The organism is Mesorhizobium sp. M1342, assembly GCF_040317955.1.
Lineage (GTDB): Bacteria > Pseudomonadota > Alphaproteobacteria > Rhizobiales > Rhizobiaceae > Mesorhizobium.
In genome coordinates this window covers 64,937-88,805 of sequence record NZ_JAMYLI010000010.1, presented here as the reverse complement: position 1 = coordinate 88,805, position 23,869 = coordinate 64,937, and the positions used below count along the sequence as shown (strand labels likewise).

20 protein-coding genes are annotated in these 23,869 nt (G+C 63.4%); 14 read left to right on the top strand and 6 right to left on the bottom strand.

The genetic code is table 11. The annotated features are described in order from the left end of the window. Positions 1-135 precede the first annotated feature (135 nt). From NKH06_RS12360 to NKH06_RS12345, 4 genes are all read left to right on the top strand, one after another. A complete protein-coding gene (locus NKH06_RS12360; protein ID WP_352610506.1) occupies positions 136-597 on the top strand; it encodes a DUF4126 domain-containing protein in 462 nt (153 codons plus the stop codon). Next, positions 594-1,970, top strand: coding sequence for an FAD-containing oxidoreductase (locus NKH06_RS12355; RefSeq protein WP_352893175.1), 1,377 nt, complete (start codon positions 594-596; stop codon positions 1,968-1,970). Before NKH06_RS12360 ends, NKH06_RS12355 begins: the two co-directional genes overlap by 4 nt. A 110-nt stretch (positions 1,971-2,080) precedes the next feature. Continuing rightward, complete coding sequence (locus NKH06_RS12350; RefSeq protein ID WP_352893174.1) at positions 2,081-3,253, top strand: MFS transporter; 1,173 nt, start codon at positions 2,081-2,083, stop codon at positions 3,251-3,253. An 86-nt stretch (positions 3,254-3,339) separates the two neighbouring features. Next, complete coding sequence (locus tag NKH06_RS12345; protein WP_128303716.1) at positions 3,340-4,395, top strand: succinylglutamate desuccinylase/aspartoacylase family protein; 1,056 nt, start codon at positions 3,340-3,342, stop codon at positions 4,393-4,395. 273 nt (positions 4,396-4,668) lie between these two features. On the opposite strand, the gene NKH06_RS12340 is transcribed toward NKH06_RS12345, so the two are convergent. Beyond that, complete coding sequence (locus NKH06_RS12340; protein ID WP_352893171.1) at positions 4,669-5,439, bottom strand: isocitrate lyase/PEP mutase family protein; 771 nt, start codon at positions 5,437-5,439, stop codon at positions 4,669-4,671. A gap of 319 nt (positions 5,440-5,758) precedes the next feature. Between NKH06_RS12340 and NKH06_RS12335 the strand changes: the two genes are divergently transcribed. Both NKH06_RS12335 and NKH06_RS12330 read left to right on the top strand, forming a co-directional pair. Beyond that, positions 5,759-7,948: an anthranilate synthase gene (locus NKH06_RS12335; protein WP_352893169.1), complete on the top strand. Its 2,190-nt coding sequence runs from the start codon at positions 5,759-5,761 to the stop codon at positions 7,946-7,948. 5 nt (positions 7,949-7,953) lie between these two features. Then, a complete protein-coding gene (locus NKH06_RS12330) occupies positions 7,954-8,901 on the top strand; it encodes a cation diffusion facilitator family transporter (RefSeq protein WP_050596711.1) in 948 nt (315 codons plus the stop codon). A 245-nt stretch (positions 8,902-9,146) separates the two neighbouring features. Here NKH06_RS12330 and NKH06_RS12325 read toward each other — a convergent pair whose 3' ends face one another. After that, on the bottom strand, positions 9,147-10,250 hold the full coding sequence (locus NKH06_RS12325) for a hypothetical protein (protein ID WP_352893167.1): 1,104 nt from the start codon (positions 10,248-10,250) through the stop codon (positions 9,147-9,149). 102 nt (positions 10,251-10,352) lie between these two features. On the opposite strand from NKH06_RS12325, the gene NKH06_RS12320 reads away from it, so the two are divergent. The 5 genes from NKH06_RS12320 (at position 10,353) to NKH06_RS12300 (ending at position 13,559) form a co-directional block, all read left to right on the top strand. After that, a complete protein-coding gene (locus NKH06_RS12320; RefSeq protein ID WP_023809884.1) occupies positions 10,353-10,790 on the top strand; it encodes a DsrE family protein in 438 nt (145 codons plus the stop codon). A gap of 150 nt (positions 10,791-10,940) precedes the next feature. Next, positions 10,941-11,720: an SDR family NAD(P)-dependent oxidoreductase gene (locus NKH06_RS12315; RefSeq protein WP_023809885.1), complete on the top strand. Its 780-nt coding sequence runs from the start codon at positions 10,941-10,943 to the stop codon at positions 11,718-11,720. 62 nt (positions 11,721-11,782) lie between these two features. Next, entirely contained in the window at positions 11,783-12,091 is a 309-nt protein-coding gene (locus NKH06_RS12310) for a putative quinol monooxygenase (RefSeq protein WP_127290228.1), read from the top strand. Between the two features lie 28 nt (positions 12,092-12,119). Beyond that, entirely contained in the window at positions 12,120-12,365 is a 246-nt protein-coding gene (locus NKH06_RS12305) for a type II toxin-antitoxin system Phd/YefM family antitoxin (protein ID WP_023809887.1), read from the top strand. A 90-nt stretch (positions 12,366-12,455) separates the two neighbouring features. Next, positions 12,456-13,559, top strand: coding sequence for an AbrB family transcriptional regulator (locus tag NKH06_RS12300; protein ID WP_352553369.1), 1,104 nt, complete (start codon positions 12,456-12,458; stop codon positions 13,557-13,559). 36 nt (positions 13,560-13,595) lie between these two features. On the opposite strand, the gene NKH06_RS12295 is transcribed toward NKH06_RS12300, so the two are convergent. Together NKH06_RS12295 and NKH06_RS12290 are read right to left on the bottom strand one after the other, a co-directional pair. Next, on the bottom strand, positions 13,596-14,675 hold the full coding sequence (locus NKH06_RS12295) for an SIP domain-containing protein (protein ID WP_352893163.1): 1,080 nt from the start codon (positions 14,673-14,675) through the stop codon (positions 13,596-13,598). Between the two features lie 122 nt (positions 14,676-14,797). Next, on the bottom strand, positions 14,798-15,682 hold the full coding sequence (locus NKH06_RS12290; protein WP_352796167.1) for a LysR family transcriptional regulator: 885 nt from the start codon (positions 15,680-15,682) through the stop codon (positions 14,798-14,800). Positions 15,683-15,827: 145 nt separating this feature from the next. Between NKH06_RS12290 and NKH06_RS12285 the strand changes: the two genes are divergently transcribed. Then, entirely contained in the window at positions 15,828-17,363 is a 1,536-nt protein-coding gene (locus NKH06_RS12285; RefSeq protein WP_352796170.1) for an MFS transporter, read from the top strand. A gap of 23 nt (positions 17,364-17,386) precedes the next feature. On the opposite strand, the gene NKH06_RS12280 is transcribed toward NKH06_RS12285, so the two are convergent. Both NKH06_RS12280 and NKH06_RS12275 read right to left on the bottom strand, forming a co-directional pair. Next, positions 17,387-18,163, bottom strand: coding sequence for an esterase family protein (locus NKH06_RS12280; protein ID WP_023809891.1), 777 nt, complete (start codon positions 18,161-18,163; stop codon positions 17,387-17,389). Between the two features lie 4 nt (positions 18,164-18,167). Further along, positions 18,168-19,334 (bottom strand): ATP-grasp domain-containing protein, encoded by a 1,167-nt coding sequence (locus NKH06_RS12275; protein WP_023809892.1) that lies wholly within the window; start codon positions 19,332-19,334, stop codon positions 18,168-18,170. 712 nt (positions 19,335-20,046) lie between these two features. On the opposite strand from NKH06_RS12275, the gene leuA reads away from it, so the two are divergent. Continuing rightward, positions 20,047-21,723 (top strand): 2-isopropylmalate synthase, encoded by a 1,677-nt coding sequence (gene leuA / locus NKH06_RS12270; protein WP_023809894.1) that lies wholly within the window; start codon positions 20,047-20,049, stop codon positions 21,721-21,723. A gap of 184 nt (positions 21,724-21,907) precedes the next feature. Then, entirely contained in the window at positions 21,908-23,683 is a 1,776-nt protein-coding gene (locus NKH06_RS12265; protein ID WP_023809895.1) for a tetratricopeptide repeat protein, read from the top strand. The last annotated feature ends 186 nt before the right edge of the window (positions 23,684-23,869 follow it).

The following is a 23,869-nucleotide window of genomic DNA, read 5'->3' as shown; positions in this document are numbered from 1 at the left end:
GTCTCCAGTTCACGTCCTTGCAAAGCACAAGTGCGGCCAACAGAAAAGCGCCGATGCAAGTACTGGCCAAATATTGGACCTATGGTAGCCTGTGTCTCAAGGCCGTCTTGGCCCGGTGATCGAGGGGGATCGACCATGCTCTACATTCTCGCACTTCTGATCGGCGTCATTGCCGGTCTTCGCGCCATGACGGCGCCGGCTGCCGTTGCCTGGGGCGCTTATCTCGGCTGGCTGCCGGTTGCCGGCACCTGGGCGAGCTTCATGAATCACTGGGCGGCTGTCGGCATCTTCACCATCCTGGCCATCGTCGAACTGGTCACCGACCAGTTGCCGTCGACGCCGAGCCGTAAAGTGCCGCAGCAATTCGGCGCCCGCATCGTCATGGGCGCCTTCACCGGCGCGGTGATCGGCGCGACAGGCGGCGCCACCATCGGCGGCTTGATTGCCGGCGCCATCGGCGCTGTCATCGGCACGCTGGGCGGCGCTGAAGCTCGCGGCCGGCTCGCAGCCGCCTTCGGCAAGGATCCGCCCGCCGCCTTCATCGAGGACGCGGTGGCGATCATCGGCGGTCTGCTGATCGTGGCTGCGGTGGCATGACGACGAAAACCTTCGACGCCATCATCATCGGTGCCGGACAGGCTGGCCCTCCGCTGGCCGGCCGGCTGACGGCCGCCGGCAGGAGCGTGGCGCTGATCGAGCGCAAGCTGGTCGGCGGCACTTGCGTCAACACCGGCTGCATGCCGACCAAGACCATGGTCGCCAGCGCCTATGCCGCGCATCTGGCGCGCCGCGCCGCCGACTACGGCGTGACGCTCAGTGGCCCCGTCGGCGTCGACTATGCCAGGATCAAGGCGCGCAAGGACAAGGTGACGATCGACGCTCGCACCAATCTCGAGACCTGGATTGCCGGCATGGACAAATGCACCCTCTATCGCGGCCATGCGCGTTTCGAATCCGCCAACACGGTGCGCGTCGGCGACGATCTGCTGACCGCCGAAAATATCTTCCTCAACACCGGCGGCCGCGCCTCGGTCCCAGACCTGTCCGGCATCCACGACATCGACTATCTGACCAATTCCTCGATGATGAATCTCGACGTGCTGCCGCGCCATCTCATCGTCGTCGGTGGCAGTTACATCTCGCTCGAATTCGCACAGATGTTCCGCCGCTTCGGCTCGGAGGTCACAGTCATCGAAAAGAGCCCACGCCTGACCGGCCGCGAGGACGAGGACGTCTCTGCCGCCATCCTGTCGATCCTCGAAAACGAAGGCATCGCGGTCCATCTCGGCGCCGACGACATCGCTTTCGCCAGACAAGGCCAGGACATTGCCGTGACCTTCTCCGCCGGCAAACCGCCGGTGGTCGGCTCTCACGTGCTGCTGGCTCTGGGGCGGACGCCCAACACCGATGACCTCGGCCTGGAGAGGGCTGGCGTGGAGGTCGACAAGCGCGGCTTCGTCTCTGTAGACGACCAGTTGCGCAGCAGCGTGCCCGGCATCTGGGCGATGGGCGACTGCAACGGCAGGGGCGCCTTCACCCACACCTCCTACAACGACTACGAGATCGTCGCCGCCAACCTGCTGGACAATGATCCGCGCAAGGTCAGTGATCGCATCGAAGCCTATGCGCTCTACATCGACCCACCGCTCGGCCGCTGCGGCATGACCGAGGCCGCGGTGAAGAAATCCGGCCGTCGCGCGCTGGTCGGCCAGCGGCCGATGACCCGCGTCGGCCGCGCTATCGAAAAGGGCGAGACGCAGGGTTTCATGAAGATCCTGGTCGACGCAGACACGAGGGAGATCCTCGGCTGCTCGGTGCTCGGACCCGGCGGCGACGAGGTTATCCATTGCGTGCTCGACCTGATGTACGCCAAGGCGCCCGTCGACACGCTCGCGCGTGCCGTGCATATCCACCCGAATGTCTCGGAACTGTTGCCCACCATTGCTCAGGAACTGAAGCCGCTGGCTTGACAGCCTGTTGGCGACCCATTTCAAAGCTCTTCCTTTTCTGCATCGCTGCAATGCAGCAATGCCGCTTGCGCACGGCGGCGTCCTTCGCGCAGTCTCAATTTGGACGCCCCATGCCCTTGCCGATCCTTGCGCTTGCCATTGCGTCCTTCTGCATCGGCACCACCGAATTCGTCATCATGGGCCTGCTGCCCGAGGTCGCGGCCGACCTCGGCGTGTCAATCCCTTCGGCGGGTCTGCTGGTCACCGGCTATGCGCTGGGCGTCGTCTTCGGCGCCCCGATCGTCGCCATGGCCACCGCGCATTTGCCGCGCAAGCCGGTGCTGGTCGGGCTGGCCGTGCTGTTCGTCGTCGGCAATCTGTTTTGCGCCATCTCGCCCAATTACTGGACGCTGATGGCCGCGCGTGTCTTCACCGCTTTCGGCCATGGCGCCTTCTTCGGCATCGGCTCGGTCGTTGCCGCCAGCCTGGTGCCGCGCAACAAACGCGCCAGCGCCATCGCGCTGATGTTCGCCGGGCTGACGCTGTCCAACATCCTGGGTGTTCCCGCCGGAACCGCACTTGGCGAAGCGTTCGGCTGGCGCTCCACCTTCCTTGCCGTGGTGGGTATCGGCCTGATCTCGGTGGCAGCGATCGCCTGGCTGGTGCCGTCCGATGTCGCCCAGCCAAGCGGTGGCGGCCTGCGCGGCGAGCTGCGCGTGCTGGGCAAGCTGCAGGTCTGGCTGGCCATGCTGATCGCGGCGCTGACTTCCGCAAGCCTGTTCACCGTCTTCACCTACATCAAGCCCTACCTCACCGAGGTATCGGGCTTGTCGACCGCCGCAGTCACGTGGGTTCTGCTGCTGTTCGGCGCGGGCATGACCATCGGCAACATTATCGGCGGCAGACTGGCCGACTGGAAACTGATGCCGACGGTGATCGGCACGCTGCTGCTGATGGCCCTGCTTTTCGTTGGCTTCAGGCAGTTCGGCGCAATCGCCAGCGTTGCCGTCGGCATCGTCTTCCTGTGGGGCCTGCTCATCTTCGTCGTCGTGCCGCCGCTGCAGATCCGGGTCGTCGAGGCCGCCTCCGAGGGACCCAATCTCGCCGCCACGCTGAACCAGGGCGCCTTCAATGTCGGCAATGCCGGCGGCGCCTGGATCGGCGGCGTGGCTCTGTCCGCTGGTGTCTCCTATGCCAATTTGCCGCTGGTCGGCGCAGCGCTCGCTCTTTTGGCGGTCACCGTCGCTGTGCTGTCGCAGGCGCTGGACCGGCGCGCACCGGTCATCCCGCTTCCGGCTGAATAGTCTCTTGCGCCCATAGCGCGGCAGGCTGGACCAATCGACATCGGCGTCTTCAAATCGCATGTCTCTCGCTCTTGATGGAGGAAGTCATGCAGAAATCGATCGAACGCATCGCCGGCGAAAGCGAAGGGGTTTCCTACGAATTCCCGCTGTTCCGCTTCGCCGGAGCCGACAAGGCTGCTCCTTCGGCCTATCTGCAGGCGGCACTCCATGCCGGCGAGTTGCCGGGCGTCGTCGCCATCGACGCGCTGATGCCGATGCTTGCCAGGGCGGAGGCCGAAGGCCGCATCAAGGGTAACCTCACCATCGTGCCCTGGGCCAACCCGATCGGCCGGGCGCAATATCATTTCGGTGAGCATCAGGGCCGCTTCCATCTGGGCACGCGCACCAATTTCAACCGCGGCTTTCCGCTGCTCGCCGCGCCCGACACAGCGCTCTTGCCCGACACCACCCTTGGCAGCGTCGACCAGCGGCTGAAGACCCGGCTGGTGCAGCTCTCGCTCGGCCATGACATCGTGCTCGACCTGCACTGCGATGACGAGGGCCTCGCCTATCTCTACGTCCACACCAGCCTGTGGCCGGCCATGGCCGATTGCGCCGCCGCCATGGGCGTCGACGCGGTCGTGCTGTGGAGCGAGGACACCGACGGCACCTTCGAGGGCGCCTCGATCATGCCCTACCAGAACGTCCCCGCCGATATGGCCAAGCTCGACCGTCGCGTCGCCACCACCGTCGAATATCGCGGCATACTCGATGTCGATGGCGCCCTGGCCGCGGCCGACGCCGACGGCCTCTACCGGCTGCTGGTGGCGCGCGGCGTGATCGCCGACAGCGCCCTGCCCGCGCCGGGTCCTTTCACCGGCTTAGTGGCGCCATTGGAAAACATCGACATGATGCCGGCGCCACGGGCCGGTGCCGTGCTCTACGACGTCAAACCCGGCGACCACGTCGCCAAGGGCGCGCGCCTAGCCACCATCGTCCATGCACCGGGTGAAACCGATGGCCGCACCGAAGTGTTTGCGCCGCAGGATGGCATCATCCTGACCCGCCGCTCGCGCCGCATCATCCGCGCCGGCGAGGATCTCTTGAAGCTGGTCGGCGACAGGAAGAGCACCGACGCCAGGTCGGGAACGCTGGAAGATTGAGAAAGCTTTGCCTCGTAGTTTGCCGAAGCACTCCATAGCTTCGTCATTCTAGGGCGAAGCAAGGAGCGAAGCGACGCGGCGCAGACCCTAGAATCCATGCCGCGACTTCAAAGCGTCGCTACGTTCAGAATTCTGTTCCGCTGCGCCCTTCAACTGAGGTCGCGGCATGGATCCTCGGGTCTCCGCGACGTCGCTTCGCTCCTGCTCCGCCCGAGGATGACGAAGTTGCGAGGCTTCGGCCAATCCCAAACCCGTTGCATGCAGCATCACCGCCTAGCCCGAAATAGCCAGTCGCGCCTTCCCCTCCAGCCACTCCGCCATCTGCCGGTAAGGTACCGGGCCGTGGCTGATACGGGCGACACCCAGTTCCGCCAGCCGCTGGCGCGGCGGCACATGCGCCAGCGCAATGATGTTGACCGGCAACGCAATTTCCTTGCAGAGCGTCTCGATCAGGCCCTCGTCGCCAAGGCCCGGCGCAAAGAAGCCGTGCGCGCCGGCTTTTTCGAAGGCCTGTGCGCGCTCGATGGCCTGGTCAAGCAGAACGTTATCGTGCGCATCCGGTTTCGCCTTGAGGAAGATGTCGGTTCGAGCGTTGATGAACGCCGGTATGCCGGAAGCCTTGACGGCCGCCGCAGCAGCTTCGATGCGCTTTACCTGGACAGAAATGTCATGCAGGCCGCTGCCACCGACGATCTGGTCTTCGAAGTTGAAACCAACAGCGCCGGCCCGCAGCGCCAACGTTACCGTTCTCGCGACGATTTCCGGATCGACGCCGTAACCGCCCTCGAGATCCATGGTGACCGGCAGGTCGACCGACCCGACGATGCGCCCGATGTTGTCGAGCGCAAGCTCCAGCGGGATTTTCTCGCCATCGGCGTAGCCGAACGCGGCCGCGACCGGCCAGCTTCCGGTGGCGATCGCCTTGGCGCCCGCTTTTTCGACGATCTTGGCCGAGCCCGGATCCCAGGCGTTGTAGAGAACGACCGGGTTTCCCTTGACGTGGAGGGAATGAAACATCCGCGCGCGTTCGATCTGCTCGGTCATGGTTGTTTTCCCGTCTTCCTGCTGTTGGATGAACAGTCTAAGCGGCTCTGTCGGCTCTGGCGATGTGCCATGAGCCTGAGAAGCGGCGGCCAACGAACAGACTTTCAAACCTGTTGCGCATCCTTCTTTTCGCAGCTATGGATTTCGCCATGAACATGCGTTCGACCAAGACCATTTGGTGGTGGGCCTGCTGACAGCGGCCTGTTCGAACACGTGCGCGTGAAAAGAGAGGGTGGCCGCAACGGAAAGTCCGGGCGGCCATTTGTTTTTTCCAAGCCATTCCCGGGTCCGTTGCCCCAAGAAGCTGATGGAGACGGCAATGACGATGAAGGTTCTGGAAAACGGCGCGGAAAGTTTCTTGACCGCGGGTGGCGTCACCATCACCCGCGAGCGCCACGACCGGCCCTATGCGGGCGCGATCGACGCTTACGTCGACGGCCTGAATTCGCGCCGCGGCGCGGTGTTTTCCTCCAACTATGAATATCCCGGCCGCTACACGCGCTGGGACACCGCCATCATCGACCCGCCTCTGGTTATCTCCGCGCGCGGCCGCGCCATGCGCGTCGAGGCGCTGAACGGCCGTGGCGAGGTGCTGTTGCCGGTCATCGGCAAGGCGCTCGCCGGCCTGGCCGATGTCACCATCGCCGAGACGTCGAAAAAGCTCATCCGCCTCGACGTCGCCAAGCCTGGTCGTGTCTTCACCGAAGAAGAACGCAGCCGCGTCCCCTCGGTGTTTACCGTTCTGCGCGCCATCACCGCTCTGTTCAAGACCGAGGAAGACGCCAATCTCGGCCTCTACGGCGCTTTCGGCTACGACCTCGCCTTCCAGTTCGACCCGGTCGACTACAAGCTCGAGCGCAAGCCAAGCCAGCGCGACCTGGTGCTGTTCCTGCCCGACGAGATCCTGGTCGTCGACCATTATTCGGCCAAGGCCTGGACCGACCGCTACGACTATGCCGGCGACGGGTTTTCAACCGAAGGGCTGCCGCGCGACGAAATCGCCGAGCCGTTCAAGAGCCCCGACCGCATCCCGCCGCGCGGCGACCATGAACCGGGCGAATACGCCAATCTGGTGCGCAAGGCGATGGATTCGTTCAAGCGCGGCGACCTGTTCGAGGTCGTGCCCGGCCAGATGTTCTACGAGCGCTGCGAGACGCAGCCGTCCGAGATTTCGCGCAAGCTGAAGGCCATCAATCCGTCACCCTATTCCTTCTTCATCAATCTGGGCGAAGGCGAATATCTGATCGGCGCCTCGCCGGAAATGTTCGTGCGCGTCAACGGCCGCCGCGTCGAGACCTGCCCGATCTCGGGCACCATCAAGCGCGGCGACGACGCCATTTCCGACTCAGAGCAGATCCTGAAACTGCTCAACTCGAAGAAAGACGAATCCGAGCTGACCATGTGCTCGGACGTCGACCGCAACGACAAGTCGCGGGTCTGCGAGCCGGGTTCGGTGCGCGTCATCGGCCGTCGGCAGATCGAAATGTATTCGCGCCTGATCCACACGGTCGACCACATCGAAGGCCGGCTGCGCGAAGGCATGGATGCCTTCGACGCCTTCCTGTCGCATGCCTGGGCGGTCACCGTTACCGGCGCGCCGAAATTGTGGGCCATGCGCTTCATCGAGCAGAACGAGAAAAGCCCGCGCGCCTGGTATGGCGGTGCGATCGGCATGGTCAATTTCAACGGCGACATGAACACCGGCCTCACCCTGCGCACCATCCGTATCAAGGACGGCATTGCCGAAGTGCGCGCCGGCGCCACATTGCTGTTCGACAGCATTCCCGAGGAAGAAGAAGCCGAAACCGAACTGAAGGCATCCGCCATGCTCTCCGCCATCCGCGACGCCAAGACAGGAAATTCCGCCAGCACCGAGCGCACCACCGCGCGCGTCGGCGACGGCGTCAACATCCTGCTGGTCGACCACGAGGACAGTTTCGTCCACACGCTGGCCAATTATTTTCGCCAGACCGGTGCCAACGTCTCGACCGTTCGCTCGCCGGTGCCGGAGGAAGTCTTCGACCGGCTGAAACCCGATCTCGTCGTGCTGTCGCCCGGCCCCGGCACGCCGAAAGATTTCGACTGCGCCGCCACCATCAAGAAGGCGCGCGCCCGCGACCTGCCGATCTTCGGCGTCTGCCTTGGCCTGCAGGCACTGGCCGAGGCCTATGGCGGCGAACTCAGGCAGCTGCATGTGCCGATGCACGGCAAGCCGTCGCGCATCCGCGTTTCCAAGCCGGGCATCATCTTCTCCGGCCTGCCCAAGGAAGTCACCGTCGGCCGCTACCATTCGATCTTCGCCGATCCGGTTCGCCTGCCCGACGATTTCATCGTCACGGCCGAAACCGAGGACGGCATCATCATGGCCTTCGAACACCGCAAGGAGCCGATCGCCGCGGTACAGTTCCACCCGGAATCGATCATGACGCTCGGCCACAATGCCGGCATGCGCATCATCGAGAACATCGTCGCCCACCTGCCCCGCAAGGCCAAGGAAAAGGCCGCCTGACGATCATGGCCGAAGCCGAGAACACGATGGCGATCGCGGCCAAGGCGGCCGCGAAGCGCAAGATCGCCAATCTCGCCTTCTGGTCGATTATCGTCGCCTTTGTCGTGCTCGCGCTGAAAGCTGCCGCCTGGTACGTCACCGGCTCTGTCGCGCTCTATTCGGACGCACTGGAATCGATCGTCAACGTCATCGCCTCGGTCGCCGCCTTCTGGGCGATCCAGGTCAGCCACAAGCCGGCCGACCAGGATCATCCCTTCGGCCACCACAAGGCCGAGTATTTCTCGGCAGTGCTGGAAGGCGTGCTGATCGTGCTTGCCGCGCTCTTGATCCTCAACGAGGTCTGGCGCTCCTGGCAGACCCCGTCACCCTTGGAACAGCCTTGGGAAGGTCTTGCGGTCAACGGCGTTGCCACGGTCATCAACGCCTTCTGGGCCTGGACGCTGATCCGCGCCGGTAGGGCTGAGAAATCACCGGCACTGGTCGCCGACGGCAACCACATCATGACCGACGTGGTCACCTCGATCGGCGTCTTCGGCGGCCTGGTCGGAGCGATCCTGACCGGTTGGCAGATCCTTGACCCCGCACTTGCCGTCCTCGTGGCTTTGAACATCCTGTGGCAGGGCTGGCATGTCATAGGCTCGTCGATGAACGGCCTGATGGACCGCGCCGTCGACACCCAGGAACACATGCGCATCCGTGACGTCATCTCGGCCAACTGCAAGGGCGCGCTGGAGGTTCACGATCTCAAGACGCGCATCGCCGGCCGCGCCACCTTCATCGAGTTTCATCTGGTCGTCGACGCAGACATGTCGGTCGGCGCCAGCCATGTCATCTGCGACCGCATCGAGGACGCGCTGAAGGCCGAAATCCCTTCGGTGCGCGTCACCATCCATGTCGAGCCCGACGACGAGGCCAAGCTGCCGAAGGGCACGACGGCCGTGCCGTTCGCCTGAGGCGATTTCCTGTAGCGACTTGGGAAAATTAACCGAAGCCTCGCGACTTCGTCATCCACGGGCGGAGCAGGAGCGAAGCTCCGTCGCGGAGACCCGAGGATCCAGGCCGCGACCTTGGCCGTAGAGTGAAGCGGAACAGAATTCTGCACCGCAGCAGCGCTCGGATGTCACGGCATGGATCCTATGGTCTGCGCCGCGTCGCTTCGCTCCTTGCTCCGCCATAGGATGACGAAAACGCTGGGTGCTTACGGAGCGCATGCCGATTGCGGCATCGGCTGCAGCCGATAGACCTTGTCGTCGGATTTCGTCTTGCCGTCGGCGGCCTTCGAACACAGGTCGACGATCGCGAGTGCACTGTTGGGATTGGCCAGCATCATCGTGCCATCGGCACCACGCTTGAGGAAAATCTCCTTCTGCGCGATGTCGCAGGAGAAATCGCTCATCTTCGAACTGGCCGCGCAGCGCCACTGGTCGGCTTCGGCCTGGCAGGAATAGGTCTGCGTGACTTTGGCCGATTTCTGCCGTGTGGTGACGGTAACGGCAATGTCGGCGCCATCAGGCCAGTTGGCGGCGTCGCCACCCGAGGCGAAGGACGCCAGCTCTACCTTGCCGCGGAAAACCCGGATCGACTTGGTGAGCTGATCGGGGTGCGAGCCGAGATGCGCTGCATCGTAGTCGCGCCCATAGCAGAATGTCTGGTCCGGCTTCAGCCGCTCGCGCAGTGGAACCCCGAGCGCAGGGGCGATCGGATCGATGCGCGCGAACTCGGCCTTGCAGGTCACCGCCGGCATCGGGTCGAGGCGGAAATTGTCGTCCTCCGAGCCGAGCGCCTGCCTGTCATACTCCGCTGCGCCAAGCTCCTCTTCCGATCCGGCATCGAGATAGATGTCGGGCTGCAGATCCGAGAGGAACAGCCGGCCCTTGTCGTCGACCTTCAGCGACGCAAGCGTCCGGTCGCATTCCATGCCGCAATGGATCGGGCCTGTCTTGCCGTCCTCGGATGCGTGATTGCACCAGCCGCCGGCCCATTCAGGCGCCTTGGCGCCGCGCACGGTGGTGGCGATGAAAGCATTGTAGGACGTGTCGGAATTCGCGGTCGGTTCCTCGTTCGGCCGGCTGACTGGATCATGGCCGTAGTAGAAGAAGATCCGGGCCACCTTCTGCTTCGGGTGCGCCTTGAGATGCCCCGCATCATAGACGCGGCCGAAACAGGCATCAGCGCCGTTCGGACTGAGTTCGGTGAGCTTCAGCGCATCGTCGGCGGAGGCCGGTCCGGCAAGCAAGCCAAGCAGCGCCGCGCCAAACCCGGCGCCGGCGACTGTCTTCCATTCCCCTGCCCTGAACGCCACGTGATCTCTCCTCCGCATCGACAGGACGCAACGTCAATTTATGCTAGTATTGCGGCCGCAGCCACGCAATTCGCGGCGGGCCGCCAAGCGAAGGAGGATGCCATGCGTCGGCGCGACATGTTCCGCGCGGTTCTTGCCGGAACCGGAACGCTTCTCGGTTTGCGGGCAGCACAGGCAGCCGCCACCGAGCCCACAAGGCAAAAAGTCGCCTACCACTTGAGCGACACCGACAAGGTCAATTTCGTGCTCGGCAACATCAAGAACCACTATGAGGGCACCGGCGGCAATGTCGACATCGTGCTGGTCGTGCATGGTCCGGCCTTGGCCAGCTTCAAGTCGAAGGGAATATCGGCCGCGATTTCCGGGCGCTTCGCCGGCCTGGTGCGGCAGGGGCTGGAATCCCATGCTTGCGCCAACACCATGCAAGGCATGGATATTTCGCTCCCCGACCTGCTCGCCGGGTTTCATGCCGCCGACAAGGGCGGCGTCGTCAAACTCGCCGAACTGCAAGGCCAAGGTTACGCCTATCTGCACCCGTAGAGCGGTTTGCTTGGCGCAAATTCCCCAAGGGAAAGCGCTACTCCTTTTCCCGGGAAACCGTTTCACACGTTTCCTTGAATTGCTCAAAGGCTTGAACACCGGGGTGGCAAGGGCCTACGAAGGACAGGCAGACGTCCCGGAGGAAGAACCGTGCCAGCCACCACACTCAGCATACCCGATCTTGCCGGCAAGGCAGTGCTGGTCACCGGTGCGTCGACCGGCATCGGAGCGGCGCTCGCGCTGGCCTATGCAGCGCAGAAATGCAAGGTGGCGCTGCACTACAATTCGAGTCAAGACGCCGCCGAGAAGCTCGGCCTGACGATTGCCGACAAGGGCGGCGAGGTGTTTCTCGTTCAGGGCGATTTCTCCGTTGCCGCCGATGTCGAGCGCGTCGTCGAGGATAGCGCGCAATATTTCGGCCGCCTCGACGGGCTGGTCAACAATGCCGGCGGCATGCTTGGCCGCATTCCCTATGCCGAGCAGACCGAGGCGCATTACGACGCTGTGATGGACCTCAACGCCCGTTCGGTACTGACTGCTTCGCGCAAGGCGATCCCGTGGCTGAAGAAACAGGGCGGCTTCATCGTCAACACCTCCTCGATCGCCGCCCGCAATGGCGCCGGCGGCGGCGCCGGGCTTTACGGCTCGGCCAAGGCCTTCGTCTCCAATGTGACGCGCGGCATGGCCAAGGAACTGATCGGCTTCGGCATCCGCGTCAACGCGGTGGCGCCCGGCACCATTCTCACCCCGTTCCACGAGCGCTATTCGACCGACGAGCAGATCAAAGGCATGGTCGCCACCATTCCGCAGGGACGCGCCGGCACGGCGCAGGATTGCGTCGGCGCCTATCTGTTCCTCTCTTCCGATCTTCTCAGCGGCTACATCACCGGCCAGGTCATCGAGGTGAATGGCGGCCAGTTGATGCCTTGAGCGGCTATCGGCATACTGGCGGTCTGCACGCTCTTGTCGAAACCTCAAAGGGAGACAACGGAATGTATGGACTGATCGGCAAGATGCGGGCGGCGCGCGGCCAGCGTGACGCGGTCATCGACCTCCTGCGCGCCAGCACCGGCGCCCTGCCGGGTTGCCTGAACTACATCATCGCCCGCGACCCCGCGGATGCCGATGCGATCTGGGTCACCGAAGTGTGGACCGACGCCGAAAGCCACAAGGCCTCGCTGCAGCTTCCCGAAGTCCAGGCGGCGATCGCCAAGGCGCGGCCGTTCATCGCCGGCTTCGAATTCCAGGTCGAAACCCACCCTGTCGGCGGCTTCGGCCTGGCCGACGGCAAGACGGGGTGAGTTCGATGCCAACTTTGAGGAGCAACCTTTGACGCAGACAGTAAACATTCGCGATGCGAAAGCCCATCTGTCGCGCCTTGTGAGACGTGCAGCCCAAGGCGAGTCGTTTGTTATTGCCAAAGCCGGCAAGCCGTTGGCCAGAATCGTGCCGATCGAACAACCGGCTCTGCAGGCGCGACGGGTCGGTTTTATGGCCGGCCAGTTTTCCGTCCCCGACGATTTCGACCGCATGGGTCGCAATGAGATCGAGCAACGGTTCGACGCCGGCTTATGAAACCTGTTACTCGACACCTGGACGGGTGAAACAATAGTTTTCTATGAACCGCGGTTCGCATTTTTCGCCCTGCGGGTCTAAGAGCGAAACATGGATTCCTCGGCCGAGCAGCCCTCCCCGGACCTGCCCACACTCGAGCGCATGGCGCGGATGCGCAAGCTCTGGCAGTGGCTTGCCCTGCTGGTTGTTTCTCTCCTGTTTGCCGGCGCGCTGGAACTCGCCACCCTGCCGGCGGCGTTGCTGATCGGGCCGATGCTGGCGGCCATCGTCGCCGGCACCAATGGCGCCACGGTGCGTGTGCCGCGCCTTCTGTTCGGCGCCGCCCAGGCGATCGTCGGCTGCCTCGTCGCCAGCTCGATCTCGGCCGACATCTTTCCAGTCTTCTACCGGGAATGGCCGCTGTTTCTCGGTGTCGTGGTGGCCACCGTCACGGCCTCCAGCCTGCTCGGTTGGCTGATCAGCCGCTGGCGCATCCTGCCCGGCACCACCGCCGTCTGGGGTTCGTCGCCGGGCGCGGCCACCGCCATGGTGCTGATGGCCGGTGCGTTCGGCGCCGACCAGCGTCTCGTCGCCTTCATGCAATATCTGCGCGTCATCTTCGTCTCGATGACGGCAGCACTCGTTGCCAAGATGTGGGTCGACACATCGGGCGTCGAAATCCCCGCCATCACCTGGTTCCCGCCGATCGACGCCCAAGCCTTCGCCGCCACCATCGGCATCGCGTTTATCGGCGGCTTGGCGGGAAAGCTGTGCCGGCTGCCTTCTCCCTACTTCCTCGGCACCTTCATCTTCGGCGGCGTCATCCATCTCGGCCTGGGCGTTGAGATGCAATTGCCGCCCTGGCTGCTGGCATTCAGTTACGCTATGGTCGGCTGGTCGATCGGGTTGAATTTCACCAGGGCGATCCTGCGCCATGCAACGCGCGCGCTGCCGCAGATCATCGCCTCGATCGTGGCGCTGATCGCCTTTTGCGGCGGCCTTGCCTTCATGATCAGCCATCTCCTGGGCATCGATCCGCTGACCGCCTATCTGGCGACCAGCCCTGGCGGCATGGACAGCATCGCCATCATCGCCGCCGCAGCGCAGAACGTCGACATCTCCTTCGTCATGGCGCTGCAGTCGGCGCGCTTCCTGATCGTGCTGCTGGTCGGCCCGAGCGTCGCGCGACTGGTGGCGAGAAGCGTCAGGCAATAGGCAAAACCGACGCCGGAGACGGTCATAAGCCGCGGATTATTCCTCGCCGCCCTCGCCCACGCTGTGCGCGTCCCGGCGCCAGTAGGCGGTGACCAGGTGCCGGTCGCGCGACAGGTTCCACTGCTTGCGCACGATCTTGCGGATCTCCCGGAAATCGCCGAATTCGCATCCGGCCCAGACATAAAGACCGTCGGCAAGCGCCATGTGGCTGCGCTCCCGCAAGGCGGCTGGCAACAGGCCGGCGGTGCCGGCCTCTCGGCCGTGCCGGTAGAGCCAGGTGATATCGATATTGTCCCCTTGCGCCAGCGCGATCCGGTCATCCGGGCCATCGACCTCGATCAGTGCCTCGGCGCGGGTTGACGCCGGCAAATGCTCCAAAATCCGGCCGACGGCTGGCAGTGCGGTGTCGTCGCCGAGCAGAAGCAAGGTCTGCGCCACCGGGGCGTCGCCGCCACCGGGTCCGATCATGCCGATCACGTCTCCTGCCTGTGCGCTTTGCGCGAAGGCGGCGGCGGGCGTCTCCTGGCCTGGATGCAACACGAAATCGACGTCGAGCCAACCGCTTGCGGCGTCCACCGCCCGGATCGTGTAGACCCGCACGGCAAGCGCATCGTCGCCAGAAGGCCAGACGATCAAGCCGTCAGCGCCCATCGTCGGCCAAACCAGCCGGCGGCCAGGCGGCGGCAGCAGCAGCCGCATGTGCAGGCCGCCATGGCTAAATCGGCCGAGATCCTTGCCGGCGAAGCGCAGGCGCTGCATGTGCGCCGATATCCGCGTTGACGACATCACCGCGATCTCGCGGAAGAAGACCGGCGTACCGGCGGCGCTGCCGTCACCTTGCCAATGGATGCCCTTGGTCGTGCCGAGATGTTCGGCGACATGGCCGGCGACCGTCATCTTCATGTAGGACAGGCAGGTTTCGTCTGTCGCCGCGACCCGGATCAGCACGCTTTCATCATCAAGCGTAGCGCTCAACGAGCCGTAGTAGAGGCGGAGCTCCCACTGGTCGGCAACGCCAGTGTCAATCTCGAATTCGCTGTGCTCTGCGCGCAGCCGGTCCATCACCAACCTGATCGCCGCGTCGCTGATCCGGGTTTGCGCGCTAAGTTGGTCCATCGCTCAGTCCTTCGCAACAATTCGGCAAGCGCCGCAGCGCCACCGCCGTCAGCGACATGCCACAGCCGCTGCGGCGTTTCCACATAAACTTGATTATAAAATTCATATTTAGCGATGAACGCCTACCGCGCAGCAAGCCGCTCGGGAAGGAAGTCGACGAAGACGCGCACCTTCGGCGACAAATGGCGATTGGAGGGCCACAGCATCCGGAACTGGCCACGGCCGTCGACATGACCGTCGAGGACGGTACGCAGCCTGTCTTCGTGCAGCGCCTCGCGCACCAGGAAATCCGGCATGCAGGCTATGCCGAGGCCGGCGAGCGTGGCGCCCTTCAAGGCTTCCATGTTGTTGCAGGTCAGCATCGAGCGGATCTGCGGTTCGGCGCTTCCGGTCATGAACGGCCACTCCAGCAACCTGCCGCTGTTCAGGAAGCGGAAGTTTATGCCGAAATGCGTGGTGAGATCCGCCGGCACACTGGGGGCGCCATGACGATCCAGATAGGAGGGCGCCGCGCACAGCAGCATGCGAAAGGGGGCAACGGGTCTCGAAACAAGGCGCGAATCCGGCAGTTCGCCGCTACGGATCGCGACATCGATGCCCTCGTCGATGACGTCGACGATCCGGTCGTTGAAATCGATGTCGAGCTCTATCTCCGGATAGCGGGCCATGAACTCCGACAGCACCGGCAGCAGCAAATGATAGGTGACGATCGGAGTGGATATGCGCAGCCGCCCATGCGGCGTTTCCCGTGTCCGCGACAGCATCGCTTCGGCATCGTCGATGTCGTCGAGGATGCGGCGCACGCGCTCGTTGAACAGTCTGCCCTCTTCCGTCAGGCCAATCCGCCGCGTGCTGCGCTGCAGCAGCCGCACGCCGAGTTCCTGCTCGAGACGGGCGACACTTTTGCCGACGGCGGAAGCCGAGATGCCAAGTCCCCGCCCGGCAGCGACGAAACTGCCGAGCTCGGCGGTGCGGGCGAAGGCCAGGAGGCCGTTGAGACGATCCATCGCGTCATTCCATTCGAGCGTTTCAGTCCGATATACCAGGAGATATAACACTATTTTTCCTGAAATGCCGGCGACCTATCTTGTCATCACGACCGGCTCCGCAACCGCGCGGCTACCGCAGATACTGCTTCAGATAGGGAAATCCATGACTTCTAGGACCACAACCGGCTCTGCCGAGAGATGGCTCGTGCTCTTGTCCGTGTGCCTTGCCGCGATGACGATGCCCTTGACCTTCACCGGTCCGGCCGTCGCTCTGTCGCGCATCGCGGCCGATCTCGGCGGCAGTCCGATCGAGCTCAACTGGGTGACCAACGCCTTCATGCTGACCTTTGGCGCCACCCTGATGGCGTCGGGCGCTCTGGCCGACAACCATGGCCGCAAGCGCCTCTTCCTCGTCGGCCTCTCCCTCTATATCCTGGCATCGCTGGGCGCGATGCTGGCGCCGGACATCATCTGGTTCGACATTTTCCGGGCCGCGCAGGGGATCGGCAGTGCGGCCGCCTTTGCTGGCGGCGCCTCGGCACTTGCCCAGGAATTCGAAGGGCCATTGCGGCTGCGCGCCTTCAGCTTTCTCGGCACCAGTTTCGGCATCGGCCTCGCCTTCGGCCCGATCGCGTCGGGCCTGCTTATCTCTGCATTCGGCTGGCGGTCGATCTTTATTCTGGTTGCAGCACTCGCGATTGCCGCCGCCATGCTCGGCCTGCGCACCATCAGGGAATCGCGAGATCCGGATGCGACTGGCCTCGACTGGGCGGGAGCCGGCACCTTCACGATCGCGCTGGCGTCGCTGACCTATGGCGTGCTCCAGGCCCCGCAGCGCGGCTGGGCCGATCCCCTTGTCGTCACCCTTCTGGCCGCTTCTGTCATCTGTTTTGTCGCCTTCGTCTTTGTCGAGCGGCGCGCACAACGGCCGATGCTTGACCTCACGCTGTTTGCCTATCCCCGCTTCGTCGGCGTCCAGTTTCTGGCTGCGGCACCCGCTTACGCCTTCGTCGTCCTGCTCGTCCTGTTGCCGATCCGCTTCATCGGCATCGAGGGCATGAGCGAGATCAAGGCCGGGCAATTGATGATCTGCCTATCAGGCCCGCTGCTGATCCTGCCGATGCTCGCCGGACAGCTGGCGCGCTGGATCGCGCCGGCCACGATCTGCGGCGTCGGCCTGCTTGTCGCTGCCGCCGGGCTTGTCTGGCTGAGCCTGACACCACCGGTCGATAGTGCGCTGGTGGCGCCGCTGATGCTGATCGGCGTCGGCATCGCCCTGCCCTGGGGATTGATGGACGGGCTTGCCGTCAGTGTCGTGCCGAGAGAGCGCGCCGGCATGGCGGTCGGCATCTTCAACACCACCCGCGTCGCCTGCGAGGGTGTGGCGCTCGCGATCGTCATGGCGACCCTTTCCGGCTTTACCGCCGCGCAGGTCGCCGCCGAGGAAACGGCATCTTCGACGGAGGCGGCGGCGGCAGCCCAGCTGCTGGTGACCGGCAATCTCGGCGAAGCAGCACAACATCTGCCCCAAGCCGGAGCCGCTGTTCTGGTCCAGGCCTACGAGACGGCGTTCGACAGGCTGCTGATCGTGCTGGCGGCAATCACCGTCATGACCGCCGTCGTCGTCTTCCTTGGCCTGCGTCGCGGATCGGCTTCAGGTGAAAGTGTCGACGTCCAGGCAGTGCCGCAGGAAGGGTAGCAGTCAGCGGACGGCCCCCGCTATCAATCGAGCCTGTGCATCAGGTCCTCATCCAGCCAGCGGCCGAAGAAATAGACCAGTTGCTTGTGCCACCACGGCCAGTCGTGGCTGACATCGCCACCCCAATAATCGACCCAGGCGGGAATGGACTTGTCGCGCAGGATTTGTTCCAACCTGCGCGTCTCGACCAGCATCCGCTCTTCCCATGCGCCCTGCCCGCAGCAGAAGATCAGCCTGAGCGCCTTCAGCCGGGTCAGCAGTTTGGGATCGACGATGCCGGGCAGATAGTCCAGCGGCGAGTTGTAGAAAATGTCGCCCTCGAGCGCTTTGCCGAAGAAGTCGCGCGCCGAATAGACGCCCGACAGCGCGATGACGCCGCTGGCAAGTTCGGGAAAGCGGAAGACGAAGTTCGACGAGTGATAGCCGCCCATCGAACAGCCCGAGAACAGCGGCTTCAGCTTGCGGCCGCCATTGGCCTGCTCGGCTGCGGACAGGAACTCCGGCAGCGCCTCCTCGCGCACATAGCGGAAATAGGCTTCGTGGCGGGCGATGCGATGGGCCGCGTCGGCATGCTTGTCGAAGAAGGATTCCGAATCGACGCCGTCGACCGTGAACAGCTGGATGCGGCCGGTGTCGATGAATTCGGCCAGTGCGCCCACCCCGCCGGAATCCTCGAACTGGTAGAACCGGCCCTGCGAGGTCGGAAACACCACCACCGGCCGGCCGGCATGGCCGTAGCGCTTGTATTCCATGTCGCGGCCGAGCTGGCTCGAGAAATTCTTGTGATAGGAGATGTCCATCGCCTCACGCCTTTTCCGCGTGGATATAGGCGACTGCCTCGCGCAACGCTGCTTCGTCCTTCGAGCGCATCTGATAGGCGTAATTTCCCATGGCGCGGCTGAAAACCTCTTCGATGGCCTGATGGTGGACGATCTTGTCGCGGTGCGCGGCTAGCACGTCCTCATGGCTGTGCAAATAGTGGAGGCGTCGCTTGCGGCTGGCATAGGCGGTGAAGTATTTGCCCTCGTAAGGGCCGCCGGCGGCATCTCTGACCACCATATCGGCCCATGCCGCATAGACGTCGACGTCGAACGTATAGTTGATCGCATCGGTCATCCAGGCGCCGGGCGGACGCATGTTGACCTCCAGCGCGATGACCCGGTCGTCCTTGGTCTCGAACAGCTCAATGTGGAAGAAGCGTTCGCGCACGTCGAACGCCTTCAGTATCTTGCGGCCGGCCTCCTCGATCGCCGGTCTAACCTTGGGAAAGCAGGTGTAGCTCATGTGGCGGTCCTTGTTGACCACCTCCATGATGCTCTGGTCATAGCGATGGCTGGCCGCCAGCACCACCTCGCCGTCGCGGTTGACCAGCCCGTCATAAGTCACCACCAGTCCCTCGATGAACTGCTCCATGACGAAGGTCACGTCCTCGGGCTTGTCCCGGAAGAACTGGTCGAGTTCCTTGGCGTTGGAGATCTTGAAGGTGTTCGATGCGCCGGAACCGCTGTCGGGCTTGACCACCACCGGATAGCCGACGCGCCGGATGAAAGTCATGGCCCCGGCACGGTCGGAGCATTTGCGCTGCGCGATGGTGTCGACGCCACTCTTGCGGAAGAAGGCGCGCATGCGGCTCTTGCGCTTCAGATTCTTCACGAAATCGAGCTTGGTGCCGTAGATGTTGAAGTCGGAGCGGATGTTGGCTTCCAGCTCCAGCCAATGTTCATTGAGCGATTCGAAACGGTCGATGCGGCCCCATTTGTGGATGAAATGCCCCATCGCCCGGAACACCGGATCGTAGTCTTCCATGTCGGCGACACGGTAATATTCCGAAAGCGCCGCCTTCAGCTTGGCGTCGAGTGCGTCATAGGGTGCGTCGCCGATGCCGAGCACCCTGGCTCCGGCCTTCTTCAAACGGTCGCAGAAATCCGCGCCGTTGGCGGGAAAATGCGGGGAGAAGAACACGAAATTCATGGACAACCCCATCGCAACCCGTCGATGCCCAAGTCTGGCGCATTTGCAGCGCCTGGGGAAGGGCATGTGCGGTGGGGACAATATCCAGCAAAATCCGGCCAGCAAAGCCAAGGCACCGAACTCGGGTTCCCTCGCGGCCTTCGGCGCGTTGGCTGACGGAGCATCAAACGAAAAACCCGCCTGTGCGGCGGGTCACTGGCGCAGATCAGCACCATGGACGAATATGTACCGTAGCTGAGGTCACCCAGTCAAGAAAAAATTCCTATCGTGGAAAGCTGCCGGCACAAAGGCTGCCAACACTGCCGAACTCGCTGTCATCAGCATTACCCGCAATGCGGCCCCACTTGCCTCCCACAAGCCGCTCCTATATGAGATCAGCCATGAACACGCGCGCCACCAACGCTTCCCGTCCGACCGGTTTTTCCGGCGAGACCGTGCGCGCGCTGGCTTCGACCCTGCTTCTTCTCGGCCTTATCGGCGATCGCCGGGTTCGCTGAAGGAGCGCCCGGCGGTCGAACCGCCGCGCAAGCGCATGCTCCTTGGCAATCACATCAAGCGAACGAAATTCTGGTAAGGCGCCGCTCGCCATCAATCCACCTGAGGGTGGATCCATGAGCCGCCGGGAGAAAAGACGATGAACGCACGAGAAGAGATCCGTTCCGATGCCGCGGTAGCCGGCAAGGATGCGGAACGAAGCATCCAGAACAAGGGCATGTCCGACGCAGCCCGCAAATATCAGCCCTATCCGACCGTCGGCCTCACCGACCGCACATGGCCCTCGAAGGTCATCGACAAGGCGCCGATCTGGTGCTCGGTCGACCTGCGCGACGGCAACCAGGCGCTGATCGATCCGATGGGCCATGAGCGCAAGGCACGCATGTTCGGCCTGCTGCTCGACATGGGCTTCAAGGAGATCGAGATCGGCTTCCCGTCGGCCTCGCAGACCGATTTCGACTTTGCCCGCTGGTGCATCGAGGAAGGCAACGTGCCCGCCGATGTCTCGCTGCAGGTGCTGGTGCAGTGCCGGCCGGAGCTGATCACCCGCACCTTCGAGGCGCTGAAGGGCGCCACCAACCCGATCGTCCATTTCTACAATTCGACCAGCGAGCTGCAGCGTCGCGTCGTCTTCGAAAAGGACGTCGGCGGCATCAAGCGGATCGCCACCGACGCCGCCAAGATGATCACCGACATGGCGGCCAAGGCCGGCGGAGGCTTTCGCTTCGAGTATTCGCCGGAGAGCTTTACCGGCACCGAACTCGAAGTGGCGCTGGAGATCTGCAACGCCGTCACCGAGATCGTCAGGCCGACGGCGGACAACAAGCTGATCGTCAACCTGCCCTCGACGGTCGAGATGTCGACACCCAACATCTATGCCGACCGCATCGAGTGGATGTGCCGCAACCTCGACAACCGGGAGAACCTGCTGGTCTCGCTGCATCCGCACAATGACCGCGGCACCGGCATCGCCACCACCGAACTCGGCCTGATGGCCGGCGCCGACCGTGTCGAAGGCACGCTGTTCGGCAATGGCGAGCGCACCGGCAATGTCGACATCGTCACGCTGGCGCTGAACATGTACACGCAAGGTGTCGATCCGTTGATCGACTGCTCCGACATCAACCGGATGAAGGACGTCTACGAATATTCGAACCAGTTGAAGATCCCCGAGCGCCACCCCTATGTCGGCGAACTCGTCTACACCGCCTTTTCCGGTTCGCACCAGGATGCCATCAACAAGGGCATGAAGGCGCTGAAGAAGGCCAATACGAGCCTGTGGGAAGTGCCCTATCTGCCGATCGATCCGGCCGATGTCGGCCGCAGCTATGAAGCCATCATCCGCATCAACTCGCAGTCCGGCAAGGGTGGCATCGCTTATGTGCTGCAGGCCGATTACGGCCTCAACTTGCCGCGCAATCTGCAGATCGAATTTAGCCAGGAAATCCAGGCGATCACCGACGCCGAGGGCAAGGAAGTGCCGGCCAGGCGTATCTACGAGCGCTTTCTCGAGACCTATGTCGATCAGCCGGCCGCGCGGCTGAAATTCCTCGATCACCACACCTATCCCAGCACCGAAATCAAGGGCCGGCGCGTCGTCGAGGCGGTCATCCTGGACAATGGCAAGGAAGTGACGATCTCCGGCACAGGCACCGGTCCGATCGACGGCTTCGTCGATGCGCTGTCGCGCCATGTCGGCGTCGAGATGTCGGTGCTCGACTATTCCGAGCACTCGATGCAGCGCGGCTCGAACGCGTCAGCCATTTCGTATGTCGAGATGGAGTATCCCCAGGGCAAGCTGTTCGGCGCCGGCATCAACACCAACATCGTCGCCGCCTCACTGGAGGCGGTGATGTCTGCCGCGAACCGTATCGTCGGTAAAAAAGCCGGCTGACGCCCGACGGGAACAAAGATCGGAACCCTCCCAACCTGGTGAACGGTTCCGATCTTTCGGGCCATTAACCACCGCGGAATTATCCGGTGGGTACGTGATCGCATAACGGGGTGTATACTTGTGTGGTGGTGCGGGACCTATATGATCGCGCCTCAACCTGTGCCGACTTCGAGAGGATCGACACTTGCAGCATGCCACGCCTGCCGCCCCCGCAGTGCGCGAGACACTGGAGCGACTGCTTGCCAGCCAAACGTTCGGCCGATCCGAACGCGCGCGCAAGCTGCTGCGTTATCTTGTCGAACGTGAACAGGCCGGCGAAGCCGACAGGCTCAAGGGCTTTTCCATTGCCATGGATGTTTTCGGCAAGGACGGCGACTTCGATCCGTCCACCGATGCCGTGGTGCGTGTGCAGGCAGGCAGGCTGCGCGAGCTTCTGCAGCACTATTTTGCCAATGAGGGAATTGCCGAGCCGGTCCGCATCGCCATTCCGCGCGGCGGCTATGTTCCTGCCTATGAATTGAACGCGATCCGCCTGCCGGATATTGCCGAGGCTGTTCCCGAACTCAGGCTGGACGGCGTCGTATCCGCCGATCGGTCCAACGAAGCCGGCACGGGCATGCTGGACGCGATGTCTCTGGCTTCCGTACCGATTTCGCCTGCCCCCTCGGTGGCGCGCCATCTCCGCTTTTTCTGGATGGCGATCGCCTTGGTCATCGCCATGCTGGGCGTACTGATCCTTCGCCAGGGCAGCACTGCCTTGCTGGCAGGCGGCGACATCTCGGCAACGCCGGAGATTGCTGGCGCAAGCGCAAGCGTCACGGCATCGGCAAGGGCTGACGCCCTTCCGCAAGTCTATATCGGACTCAAGGCTGACGGCCCCGACGCCAGCCGTGTCGCCGCATCGCTGCGCGCCGGCCTGAGTGGCTTCGATACCATCGACTTCATCGGCCGCGACACCGTCGGCGATCCGGCTGACGACGCTGCGAGCTTCATATTCGACGTCCTGCCCGGACCGGACGCGGGCGACATCACGATCGAACTGCAAAGCATGGCGTCCGGACGGGTGCTTCTATCGCGCAATCTCACCCCCGCCGACAGCGCACCTGCCGCGGTCGAAGACCGTATCGCCGACATGCTGAGCTCGGCACTCCCCGCCTCCGGCACCATCTACAACTATATCGAGCAGACCGGCACGCCAAACGGCCTGACGCAATGTCTGCTGCTCAACGGCAAATATTATCTCGACCAGAACGCCAGGACCCATGAGGCAGCCTACCGTTGCCTCGAGAAGCTGGCCAATGGTGGAACCAAGTCCTCGCTCGTCTATTCGGAACTTGCTTCCCTGCATCTCGAGGCGGTGTCCGATCATTACGCCTATCCGCCCAATGCGACGATTGAGACAGCCGTCGAGTTTGCCCATCGCGGCGTGCAGATGGGTCCGACCAGCCCTTATGCGCATCGCTCCTACGGCTATGTCAGTTCGCGCCTCGGCAATACGGACGAAGCGATCCGCTGGATGCGCAAGGCCTATGAACTCAACCCCTACGACCTCGGCATGGCCGCCGCTTACGGCTACGGGCTGATCTTCGCCGGACGATATGCCGAGGGAACGCCGATCCTCGATCATGCGGCGGAGACCTTCAGCGGGCACCCGACATGGTGGGACTACGGGCTGTTCGTTGGTGAGTTCATGCTCGGCGACATGAACAAGGCGGTCGCGGCCAGCATGGCACTGAGAACGACGGCAACGAAATCACACTATCTGGCGGCGCGGCTGGTCGGCGCCAAGGCTGCCGGACAGGACCATCTGGTGAGCACGCTGCTGAAACAGCTGACCACCGAGTTCCCCAAATTTGCCGCCGATCCACGGGCGACTTTCGTCGAGCGGAAATATCCGGCCGACCTGACCGACCGGCTGGTCCAGGCACTCCGCGCTGCCGGGCTCGGCAGCCCAAGCTGACACCATCGACGTCCGCGCACTGGCTGCGCCGCGTCCCGATGGATTTCCTGCGCTCCGATCGCCGATTGCCGATTGGTGGCCAAGTTCTGTACACAACCGTACAAATCGCGAAAATTTTACTGGTCATCACGTTGGACTAGGAGCAATTCAGCCATCATTGGTGTCGCGCATTCTGCAATAACAAAA

Bases quoted from the DNA above. Each gene is read 5' to 3' on its own strand.
- NKH06_RS12280 (WP_023809891.1), bottom strand. From the start codon at position 18,163: ATGGACATCTCCTATCACAAGAATTTCTCGAGCCAGCTCGGCCGCGAC.
- NKH06_RS12300 (WP_352553369.1), top strand. From the start codon at position 12,456: ATGGATTCCTCGGCCGAGCAGCCCTCCCCGGACCTGCCCACACTCGAG.
- NKH06_RS12340 (WP_352893171.1), bottom strand. From the start codon at position 5,439: ATGACCGAGCAGATCGAACGCGCGCGGATGTTTCATTCCCTCCACGTC.
- NKH06_RS12310 (WP_127290228.1), top strand. From the start codon at position 11,783: ATGTATGGACTGATCGGCAAGATGCGGGCGGCGCGCGGCCAGCGTGAC.
- leuA (WP_023809894.1), top strand. From the start codon at position 20,047: ATGTCCGACGCAGCCCGCAAATATCAGCCCTATCCGACCGTCGGCCTC.
- NKH06_RS12330 (WP_050596711.1), top strand. From the start codon at position 7,954: ATGGCCGAAGCCGAGAACACGATGGCGATCGCGGCCAAGGCGGCCGCG.
- NKH06_RS12360 (WP_352610506.1), top strand. From the start codon at position 136: ATGCTCTACATTCTCGCACTTCTGATCGGCGTCATTGCCGGTCTTCGC.
- NKH06_RS12355 (WP_352893175.1), top strand. From the start codon at position 594: ATGACGACGAAAACCTTCGACGCCATCATCATCGGTGCCGGACAGGCT.
- NKH06_RS12285 (WP_352796170.1), top strand. From the start codon at position 15,828: ATGACTTCTAGGACCACAACCGGCTCTGCCGAGAGATGGCTCGTGCTC.
- NKH06_RS12320 (WP_023809884.1), top strand. From the start codon at position 10,353: ATGCGTCGGCGCGACATGTTCCGCGCGGTTCTTGCCGGAACCGGAACG.
- NKH06_RS12335 (WP_352893169.1), top strand. From the start codon at position 5,759: ATGACGATGAAGGTTCTGGAAAACGGCGCGGAAAGTTTCTTGACCGCG.
- NKH06_RS12290 (WP_352796167.1), bottom strand. From the start codon at position 15,682: ATGGATCGTCTCAACGGCCTCCTGGCCTTCGCCCGCACCGCCGAGCTC.
- NKH06_RS12345 (WP_128303716.1), top strand. From the start codon at position 3,340: ATGCAGAAATCGATCGAACGCATCGCCGGCGAAAGCGAAGGGGTTTCC.
- NKH06_RS12350 (WP_352893174.1), top strand. From the start codon at position 2,081: ATGCCCTTGCCGATCCTTGCGCTTGCCATTGCGTCCTTCTGCATCGGC.
- NKH06_RS12275 (WP_023809892.1), bottom strand. From the start codon at position 19,334: ATGAATTTCGTGTTCTTCTCCCCGCATTTTCCCGCCAACGGCGCGGAT.
- NKH06_RS12295 (WP_352893163.1), bottom strand. From the start codon at position 14,675: ATGGACCAACTTAGCGCGCAAACCCGGATCAGCGACGCGGCGATCAGG.